Origin of the sequence: Variovorax sp. KBW07 (assembly GCF_003852515.1) — a bacterium.
Lineage (GTDB): Bacteria > Pseudomonadota > Gammaproteobacteria > Burkholderiales > Burkholderiaceae_C > Variovorax.
In genome coordinates this window covers 1-7,718 of sequence record NZ_QAJK01000020.1, presented here as the reverse complement: position 1 = coordinate 7,718, position 7,718 = coordinate 1, and the positions used below count along the sequence as shown (strand labels likewise).

The following is a 7,718-nucleotide window of genomic DNA, read 5'->3' as shown; positions in this document are numbered from 1 at the left end:
GGAAGCACCCGGTGTCCTGTGTACGCGCCCCGAACAAAAGGAACCCTGAAATGACCGACTTCCTGCAAGACGAAACCCGGATCGCCCCACCCCGCACAGTCCGCATCGATTTCGACGACGGCTCCTTCGCCCTGCGCTCGCCAATGGCGCTCAAGCCGTACGCACGCTGCATAGGCGAATGGCTAGAACGCTGGGCACGCGAAACCCCCGACGCACTGGCCTTCGCGGAGCGTGACGACAGCTGCGAAGGTTGGCGCAAGCTCGACTACCGCGCACTGCGCCAGGCCGTCGGTGCGGTGGCTCAAAGCCTGCTCGACCTGAACCTGCCCGCGGGCAAGCCAGTCGTGATCCTCTCGGACAACGCCATCGACCACGCCGTGCTGATGCTCGCCACCATGCACATCGGCCGCACCGCCTGTTCGCTGTCCAGCGCCTACTCGCGCATGGCAAAAGATCCGTCGCGGCTGCACGGCATGCTGCAGGCACTGCAGCCGGGGCTGGTCTATGCATCGGATGCGAAGGTGTATGGCGCTTCGCTCGTCGGCAGCGGCATCGAGGCCGTCACCGTGTTCAGCCGCAACGCCGATGCACACCCCGGCGCGCTGGCCTTCGACCAGTTGCTGGCAGCGAAGGAAACGCCCGCCGTCATGCAGGCCTTCGCGGCCGTGCTGCCCGACACGCATGCCAAGTACCTGCTGACCTCCGGCTCCACCGGCAAGCCCAAGGTGGTGATCAACACGCACCGCATGCTGTGCGCCAACCAGCAGATGATGGCGCAGACGTGGCGCTTTCTTTCGCGGGAAAAGCCGGTGCTGGTCGACTGGCTGCCGTGGAGCCACACCTTCGGCGCCAACCACAACCTGCACATGGTGCTGTGCCATGGCGGCGCGCTCTACATCGACGAGGGCCGGCCCGCGCCGGGCCTGATCGAGAAGACGGTGCGCAACCTGCGCGAGGTCAAGCCCACGCTGCTGTTCAACGTGCCGCGCGGCTTCGACATGCTGCTGCCCTTTCTCGAAGCCGACGACGCGCTGGCCACCGAGGTGTTCTCGCGGCTGCGGCTGGCCTTCTATGCGGCAGCGGCGCTCGCGCCCTCCACGTGGCAACGGCTCGAAGCGGTGGCGCGGCGCGTGCGGCCGGCGCGGCCGCTGTGGCTCACCACGTCGTGGGGCGCGACCGAGACGTCGCCCGCCATCACCTCCGCGCACTGGAAGCTCGAGGGCGCCGGTTGCATCGGGGCGCCGCTGCCGGGGCTGGAACTGAAGTTCGTGCCCAACGGCGAAAAGCTGGAGATGCGCGTCAAGGGCGTGTCGGTGTTTCCGGGCTACCGCGACGCACCGCGAGAAACCGCCGAGGCCTTCGACGAAGAAGGCTACTACCGCATCGGCGATGCCGGCTTTCTGGCCAACCCGGCGCAGCCCACGCACGGCGTGATCTTCAACGGCCGCGTGGCCGAAGACTTCAAGCTGTCGACCGGCACCTGGGTGTCGGTGGGCACGCTGCGCGTGAAGCTGGTGTCGCTACTGGCGCCGCACGTGCAGGACGTGGTGCTGACCGGCCACGACCGCGACGAGATCGGCATGCTGGTGTTCGCCAGCCCGCAAGGCGCCGCGCTGTCGCCCGAGGCAATGAGCGAGCGCATCGCCGGGGTGTTGCGCGCGCTGCGCGACGAAGGCGCGGGTTCGTCGCAGTGCCCGGCCTGCGCGCTGGTGCTGGCCGAGCCGCCCAGCCTGGACGCGGGCGAAATCACCGACAAGGGCTACATCAACCAGCGTGCGGTGCTGACGCGGCGCGCGGCCGAGGTGGCGCGGCTGCATGCGCGTGCGGCCGAAGATGCGCAGGTGGTGCGCCTGCGCTGAAGCGCGTCAGGCAACAGCCGGCAACAGCGACTCGCGTCTACGATGGCCATGAACGACCAACCATGTAATTTTTCCTCGAAAGGACTTCCACATGGCAACGCAATACGTGACGTACGACGTCGACCGCACGGTCTGCACCATCACGCTGAACCGGCCCGACAAGCGCAATGCGGTCGATGGCGTGGTGGCGGCAGGACTGCGCGAGGCCTTCGAGCGCTTCGAGGCCGATGACGCGCTGCGCGTGGCGGTGCTGACCGGCGCGGGCGGCCACTTCTGCGCCGGCGCCGACCTGGCCGCCGTGGGCGACCCCGCGCGCCGCAACGAACTCGACCCCGAAGGCGGCGGCAGCGGGCCGATGGGGCCGACGCGCATGGCACTGTCGAAGCCATTGATTGCGGCGGTGAACGGCTATGCGGTGGCGGGCGGGCTCGAACTCGCGCTGCTGGCCGACCTGCGCGTGGCCGACGACGACGCCGTGCTCGGCGTGTTCTGCCGCCGCTGGGGCGTGCCGCTGATCGACGGCGGCACGGTGCGCCTGCCGCGCATCGTGGGCATGGGCCGCGCGCTCGACATGATCCTCACGGGCCGGCCGGTCAGCGCCGCCGAAGCGCTGGCGATGGGCCTGGTCAACCGCGTCACGCCGCCCGGCGGCGCGCTCGCGGCCGCGCAGGAACTGGCCCGGCAGATCGCCGCGTTCCCGCAGCAATGCATGCTGGCCGACCGCAACTCCGCCTACGGCCAGTGGGACCTGCCGCTGGCCGAGGCGCTGCGCCGCGAGGGTGCGCAGGGCGTGCCGATCGTCTTTTCCGAAGGCCAGGGCGGTGCCGCGCGCTTTGCCGACGGCGCCGGGCGCCACGGCGAATTCAAGCGCTGAACCCGTAAGCCGCTTCGCGAAAGCTCGCGCGACTCACGAAGGTCGGTCAGGCCCCTCGCCGCCGCAGCGCGGTGCGCAGTGCCTTCGCGAAACGCGGGTCGGCCATGGCGCCCACGTTGAAGCGCGACCAGCGCGACACCTGCGTCGAGTCGACGCTGAAGATGCGCCCCGGCGCCATCACGATCTTGCGTGGCAGCAGCTCGCGGGCGAAGGCCAGCGAGTCGTCCACGCCGGGCAGCGCGGCCCAGATGTAGAGCGACTGCGGGCTGCGCGCGAAGACCTCGGCATCCACTGTGTCGAACAGCTTCAGCGCATTGCGCGTGGCTTCGCCGAGCCGGTTCTGCAGGCGGTTGAGGTGCCGCTGGTAGTGCCCCTCGCTGAGGATCACGTCGACCGTGCGCTCGCAGTACTCGGAGCTGCTCACGTGGATCAGCGCCTTCAGGTCCGCGAGGTCGCTCGCCAGGTCGGCACCGCAGGCAATGAAGCCCACGCGCAACGCGGCCGAGAACGACTTCGAGAAGCTGCCGATGTAGATGGTGCGCTCCAGCTGGTCCAGCGCCGAGAGCCGCGGCAAGGCCGTGGGCTTGAAGTCGGCCAGCGGGTCGTTCTCGACGATCAGCAGGTCGTACTTCTGCGCCAGCTGCAGCACGCGGAAAGCCTTGGCCGGCGAGATGTCGGAGCCCGTCGGGTTGTGCGCCAGCGACTGCGTGAAGAACAGGCGCGGGCGCTCGGCAATCAGCAACTGCTCCAGCACGTCGAGGTCGGGCCCGTCGGCCAGGCGCGGCACGGCCAGCATCTGCGCGCCCGCGAGCTTGAGCTTGCCGAACAGCGGGTAGTAGCCGGGGTCGTCCACCAGCACCTTGCCACCGGGCGGCACGAAGTAGCGGATGACGATGTCCATGGCCTCGTTGGCGCCGTGCGTCAGCACGATCTGCCGCGGCTCGGCGCCGATGCCGAAGTCGGCCAGCTTGCGCACCAGGTGGTCGCGCAGCGGCGCATAGCCGAAACGGCTGCCGTAGCGGAACAGCGCGCCCAGCCCGGTGCGCACCACCTTCGGGTGGTACTTGTCCAGGCGCACGTCGGCCAGCCATTCGACCGGCGGAAAACCGTCGCCCACGGCAATGGCGTCGGGCTGCGTCTTCAGCTGCTCGCGCATGAGCCACACGATGTCCATGGCGCGGCCGAGGCTGCCGGCGTCTTCTTCCGCCGGCCGGGCCGCCTGCTTCTGCGGCAGCACGAAGTAGCCCGAGCCGCGGCGCGGCTCCACCAGCCCGCGCGAGACCAGCAGCTCGAACGCGGCCACGACGGTGTTCTTGGCGTAGTGGTGGAGTTGCGCGAGCTCGCGCAGCGAAGGCAACTTGTCGCCGGCCTTGTAGGCGCCGCTGGCGATCTGGCGCGCGAGGGTGTCTGCGAGCGAATCTGCGATGGAAGTCATGGGCGCCGACTGTGACACAGCGCCCCGCTTTTGCGTGCCACTGTCCGCACTGTCCCGACAAACTGTGCCTTCCGCCGGCGGTACAGCCGACCTAAATTGCCCGCTCCCGAATTCATCTTCCGAAGAGACAAGCAACGATGGTCGCCGACTCCCGCATTCCCAATTTCCGCGCGCTCACGCCCGCCCAACGCTTTGCCCACATCGCGCAGGCCGCATCGCTCACCGACGACGAAGTGGCGCTGCTCGCGCAACCCGGCGCGCTGAGCGTGGACCGCGCCAACGGCATGGTCGAGAACGTGATCGGCACCTTCGAGCTGCCGCTGGGCGTGGCCGGCAACTTCACCGTGAACGGCCGCGACTACCTGGTGCCGATGGCGGTGGAAGAACCGTCGGTGGTGGCCGCCGCCTCCTTCATGGCCAAGCTGGCGCGCGAAGGCGGCGGCTTCGAGGCATCGAGCACCGGGCCGCTGATGCGTGCGCAGGTGCAGCTGATCGGCATCACCGACCCGTACGGCGCGCGGCTCGCATTGATGCGTGCGCGCGACGAGATCCTGGCCGTGGCGAACAGCCGCGACAAGGTGCTGATCGGCCTGGGTGGCGGCTGCCGCGACATCGAGGTGCACGTGTTCGGCGACACGCCGCGCGGCGCGATGGTGGTGATGCACCTGATCGTCGACGTGCGCGACGCCATGGGTGCGAACACCGTCAACACCATGGCCGAGGCGGTGTCGCCGCTGGTCGAAAAGCTCACGGGCGGCACGGTGCGCCTGCGCATCCTGTCGAACCTGGCGGACCTGCGGCTGGCCCGCGCCCGCGTGCGCCTTGCACCGTCCGTGCTGGCGACACGCGAGCGCAGCGGCGAAGAAGTGGTCGAGGGCGTGATCGACGCGTACACCTTCGCGGCCATCGACCCCTACCGCGCGGCCACGCACAACAAGGGCATCATGAACGGCGTCGATCCGGTGATCGTCGCGACCGGCAACGACTGGCGCGCGGTCGAAGCCGGCGCGCACGCGTATGCCTGCCGCGGCGGGCGCTACACCTCGCTCACCACCTGGGAGAAAGACAACACCGGCGCGCTCGTCGGCACCATCGAGATGCCGATGCCGGTGGGCCTGGTCGGCGGCGCGACGAAGACGCATCCGCTCGCACGGCTCGCCTTGAAGATCCTCGACGTGAAGTCGGCGCAGGAGCTCGGCGAAGTCGCCGTGGCCGTGGGCCTGGCGCAGAACCTCGGTGCGTTGCGCGCGCTCGCCACCGAAGGCATCCAGCGCGGCCACATGGCGCTGCATGCCCGCAACATCGCGCTGGTCGCGGGCGCCACGGGCGACGAGATCGACAGCATCGCAAAGCAGATGGCTGCGGAGCACGACGTGCGCACCGACCGCGCCGTGGCGCTGCTCGGAGCGTTGCGCAAGAAGTAGGCACACCAGAAACCAAGCGGGAGAACCCCGCGCAACGGACCGCGGCCGATACCGCGGCGGCCGCACGCGCGGCCGTCACACAACCACAGACGGAGACACACGACAAATGAACGCAGACAGTGCAACGCCCGCCCGCTGGCGGCTGGTGGAGATATGGGGCGACACGGCCGACCTGGGGCATCTCGCCTGGTCGATCGTCATCGGCGTGGCGGTGAGCCTTGCGGGCTACCTCGTGGCGAGCCGCGTGCTTGCCAGCGTCGTGAGCACGCCGGAGCTGGCACGTGCCTACGCCATGCTCGCGGGCCTCGGCGGCTGCGTCGTCTCGGGAGTGATCTGCGCGAAGCTCTTCGCGCCGAAGCGCGAGGTGGTCGAAGGCACCGACCCCGATCCGCGCTGGCGCGAGGAAGTGCTGGCCGAGCTGGCCGGCGAGCACGGCGACCTGGGCTCGGTGGCCGACCTGCCGCCATCGGTGGTGCGCGAGATGAAGGAGCTTGAAATCTACGACCTGTTCGCGTCGCACAAGCCCCGCGCTCGCGCCTCGGGCAGCACCGAAGGAGCCGCACCATGATCGAAGCCGCCCTGTTCAACCAGATCCTTGTCGCCACCGGCATGGGCCTTGTCGGCGCCATCGTGTTCGCGGCCATCGGCCTCGTCTCGGGCACCGACGAAACCACCACGCTCGCGCCGCTCACCCTGCTGGTGGTGCTGCTCGGCGTGCCGCCCGAAGGCGTGTTCACCTTCTTCCTGGCGGCGGCCGTGGCCAAGCACATGACGCACGCGGTGCCCACCGCGCTGCTCGGCATTCCGGGCGACACCATGGCCACGCCGCTGCTGCAGGACGCCAACGTGCTGCGCAACCTGGGCGTGCCGCACATCGCGCTGCGCAAGATGGTGTCGGGCGCGATCATCGCGGCCTTCATCGCGGTGCCGCTGGCCGTGCTGTTCGCGGTGCTGCTGGCACCGTACGGCGCGGCCATCACCAAGGCGGCGCCGTGGATCTTCGTGGTCGCGGCGGTGGCCATTGCCTACTTCTCGAGCGGGCGCTGGGCCTCGGTGGCCACGCTGGTGCCGTTCGTGATGGTGATCGTGGCGCTGCAGGCGCTCACCGGCAAGTACGGCGTGAAGCTCAGCATCAGCTACTTCCTGGGCATTGCCATCGGGCCGCTGGTGGCCGACTTGTTCTCGGTGATCTCGCCTGCGGCGCGTGCACGCATGAAGCGCGACAAGGTTCGCACCTTCTCGCTCGCGCCCGACGTGAAGGGCTGGACGGGCTACTTTCCGAACCCGTTCAAGGTGCTCGACCGCACGCAGGTGAAGTGGACCTTCGCGACCGCCACGATCTCCAGCGCCACCTTCGTCTTCAGCCCGGTCGCGATGACGGTGGTGCTGGGCGAGCTGGTGGGCTCGCGCATCAAGCATGCGTACCACCGGCTGACGACGACGCTGGCCGCGCGCAATGGCGTGACCGAGGCAACGTACATCGCCGAAGCGCTGATCCCGCTGATCGCCATCGGCCTGCCGTTGAGCCCGGTGGCAGCCGGCCCGGCGGCACCGCTGTTCAATGCACCGCCGGTGTTCACCATCGATTCAGCAACGGGCCAGACGCACAACCTGCACAACCTGCTGAACCACTGGGAGTTTTTGGGCTACGGAATGCTGGCGGTGGTGCTGGCTGCGTTGGTGGCCTACCCGTTCACGATGAACTTCGCGCGCCGCGCAGCGCTGTTCGTGTCGCGCAAGGTGAGCCACGAAGCGATCATCGCGACGTTCGTGGGGTTGATCGTGGTGATCAGCGTGTGGGAAGGCCAACTGCTGGGGCTGCTCGTGATCCTGACGATGGGGTTGCTCGGCGGGCTGCTGTCGCGCGCCATCGGGTTCAACACCGGGGTTCAGTTCATGGGGTACTACACGGCTGTGTTGACCGTGCCTGCTGTGATCAAGGCGTTTTCGTAGTTTTGCCTTCGCTGGATCTGCCGCTCGGAACGCTGCTGTTCAGGGCGACGCCCACGCCGACGGTGTGCTCTGCTCCGCGAATGTCCCCCGCTTCGCTCCTCCTTTATTTCGCTGCGCAGAGCACACCATCCGCGTGAGCGTCATCAGAGTGGTCGTTGATCAGCGGTACACCA

6 protein-coding genes are annotated in these 7,718 nt (G+C 68.8%); 5 read left to right on the top strand and 1 reads right to left on the bottom strand.

Features of this window, described 5'->3' with window-relative positions:
• Window positions 1-50 precede the first annotated feature (50 nt).
• Complete coding sequence (locus DBV14_RS04335; RefSeq protein ID WP_124457975.1) at window positions 51-1,859, top strand: feruloyl-CoA synthase; 1,809 nt, start codon at window positions 51-53, stop codon at window positions 1,857-1,859.
• A 91-nt stretch (window positions 1,860-1,950) separates the two neighbouring features.
• Entirely contained in the window at window positions 1,951-2,733 is a 783-nt protein-coding gene (locus tag DBV14_RS04330; protein ID WP_124457974.1) for a crotonase/enoyl-CoA hydratase family protein, read from the top strand.
• 46 nt (window positions 2,734-2,779) lie between these two features.
• Here DBV14_RS04330 and DBV14_RS04325 read toward each other — a convergent pair whose 3' ends face one another.
• Window positions 2,780-4,168, bottom strand: coding sequence for a PLP-dependent aminotransferase family protein (locus tag DBV14_RS04325; RefSeq protein WP_124457973.1), 1,389 nt, complete (start codon window positions 4,166-4,168; stop codon window positions 2,780-2,782).
• Between the two features lie 137 nt (window positions 4,169-4,305).
• On the opposite strand from DBV14_RS04325, the gene DBV14_RS04320 reads away from it, so the two are divergent.
• The 3 genes from DBV14_RS04320 (at window position 4,306) to DBV14_RS04310 (ending at window position 7,545) form a co-directional block, all read left to right on the top strand.
• Entirely contained in the window at window positions 4,306-5,592 is a 1,287-nt protein-coding gene (locus DBV14_RS04320; protein WP_124457972.1) for a hydroxymethylglutaryl-CoA reductase, degradative, read from the top strand.
• Between the two features lie 106 nt (window positions 5,593-5,698).
• A complete protein-coding gene (locus DBV14_RS04315; RefSeq protein WP_124457971.1) occupies window positions 5,699-6,160 on the top strand; it encodes a hypothetical protein in 462 nt (153 codons plus the stop codon).
• Window positions 6,157-7,545, top strand: coding sequence for a tripartite tricarboxylate transporter permease (locus DBV14_RS04310; RefSeq protein WP_124457970.1), 1,389 nt, complete (start codon window positions 6,157-6,159; stop codon window positions 7,543-7,545). The genes DBV14_RS04315 and DBV14_RS04310 overlap by 4 nt, the downstream gene beginning before the upstream one ends.
• The last annotated feature ends 173 nt before the right edge of the window (window positions 7,546-7,718 follow it).